A 1,061-nucleotide genomic window follows, 5' to 3' on the forward strand; every position below is an offset into this window, starting at 1 on the left:
CGGTGTCGCCTACGTCGGCCAGGACGGCTCGAACGAGTTCCGGCGGGTCCGTGCCTTCTGGGTCTCCGACGATGACATCGATCGCATCGTCGACGCCTACGCCCCGGCACAGCCGGACCTGTCCCCGAAGGCCGATTACTCCGGGTTCGACCCTGAGGACCTCGGCGACGAATCCGGCCCGCTCGCGGCATAACCCGCGACCAGTCCACCACCGTGAACGGAGAAAAACCCATGGCCCGCACCACGATCCCCGCCGATGTGATCGACCTGTCCGCCCGTCGCCGCTGCGCCTTGGAACGCGCCGGGCACGACCCTGTCTCTGTCGCGGTGGGCATGTTCGCCGACACCGGCCAGCTGCCCGGCTGGGACTTCACCACCTACCACGACGACGACGGTTCGGGGTGGGCGGCGTGAACGAGCCGGTCCGTAGTTACTGGAAACCGGGCCAGGGCCTGGACTTCGCGCGGGTCACCGTCTCGGCCGATCGTGGCCGCGTCCGTGACACCGGAGAGGTCTTCGCCAGCCTCCAGCACAGCCCTGACGGCCGGGACCTGGTCCAGGTCACCGTGCACAAAGAGATCCAGTTCGCGGCCATCCTTCAGCTGACCATGACCATTGACGACGCCCTCGCTGTCGTCGGCGTCTTGCAGGGCGCCATCCACGAAGCCCTCACCCAGTCCGGACAGTCACCCCGCCCGGCCACACCGATACGGATCGACGGATCGGGGCGAGCGGCATGACCAGCACCCCGGCCACCAACGAGCCGAGCGAACGGCCCCGCCTCGTCGTGCAGGCCACCGACCACACACCCCGCAAACAGTCCCGCCGGGCCCGTAAGAACCTGCACGAACCCTGCCCCGGCCAACTCGACCTGTTCGACCTGGAGAACCCGTCATGAACACCACCACCCTGACCACCGGCACCACCACGGCCACGGTCACCACCGGCTCCCAGCGTCGGCGTGATCCGTTCGACCTGCTCGGCCTCGCGATCCTGAACACCGGCTGGTACTCGATCATCGGTGCCGGGGTCGCGGTCCACTGGGCACTCCTGTTCCCGCC

3 protein-coding genes and 1 pseudogene are annotated in these 1,061 nt (G+C 68.4%); all 4 read left to right on the forward strand.

Going from position 1 to position 1,061, the window contains the following annotated elements; genetic code table 11:
* Window positions 1-193 (forward strand): annotated as a pseudogene (locus ACLML9_RS28805) (hypothetical protein); the annotation flags it as partial.
* A 38-nt stretch (window positions 194-231) separates the two neighbouring features.
* Complete coding sequence (locus ACLML9_RS28810) at window positions 232-414, forward strand: hypothetical protein (RefSeq protein ID WP_411948438.1); 183 nt, start codon at window positions 232-234, stop codon at window positions 412-414.
* The gene (locus ACLML9_RS28815; protein WP_411948439.1) at window positions 411-740 is read left to right on the forward strand and encodes a hypothetical protein; all 330 of its coding nucleotides are present in this window, start codon (window positions 411-413) and stop codon (window positions 738-740) included. Before ACLML9_RS28810 ends, ACLML9_RS28815 begins: the two co-directional genes overlap by 4 nt.
* Complete coding sequence (locus ACLML9_RS28820; RefSeq protein ID WP_411948440.1) at window positions 737-898, forward strand: hypothetical protein; 162 nt, start codon at window positions 737-739, stop codon at window positions 896-898. The genes ACLML9_RS28815 and ACLML9_RS28820 overlap by 4 nt, the downstream gene beginning before the upstream one ends.
* Window positions 899-1,061: the final 163 nt, after the last annotated feature.

The organism is Nocardia sp. NPDC002869, from assembly GCF_046764065.1.
GTDB lineage: Bacteria > Actinomycetota > Actinomycetes > Mycobacteriales > Mycobacteriaceae > Nocardia > Nocardia rhamnosiphila.

Excerpts from the sequence above, each read along its gene's own strand:
- ACLML9_RS28810 (WP_411948438.1), top strand. The coding sequence starts at position 232 with ATGGCCCGCACCACGATCCCCGCCGATGTGATCGACCTGTCCGCCCGT.
- ACLML9_RS28820 (WP_411948440.1), top strand. The coding sequence starts at position 737 with ATGACCAGCACCCCGGCCACCAACGAGCCGAGCGAACGGCCCCGCCTC.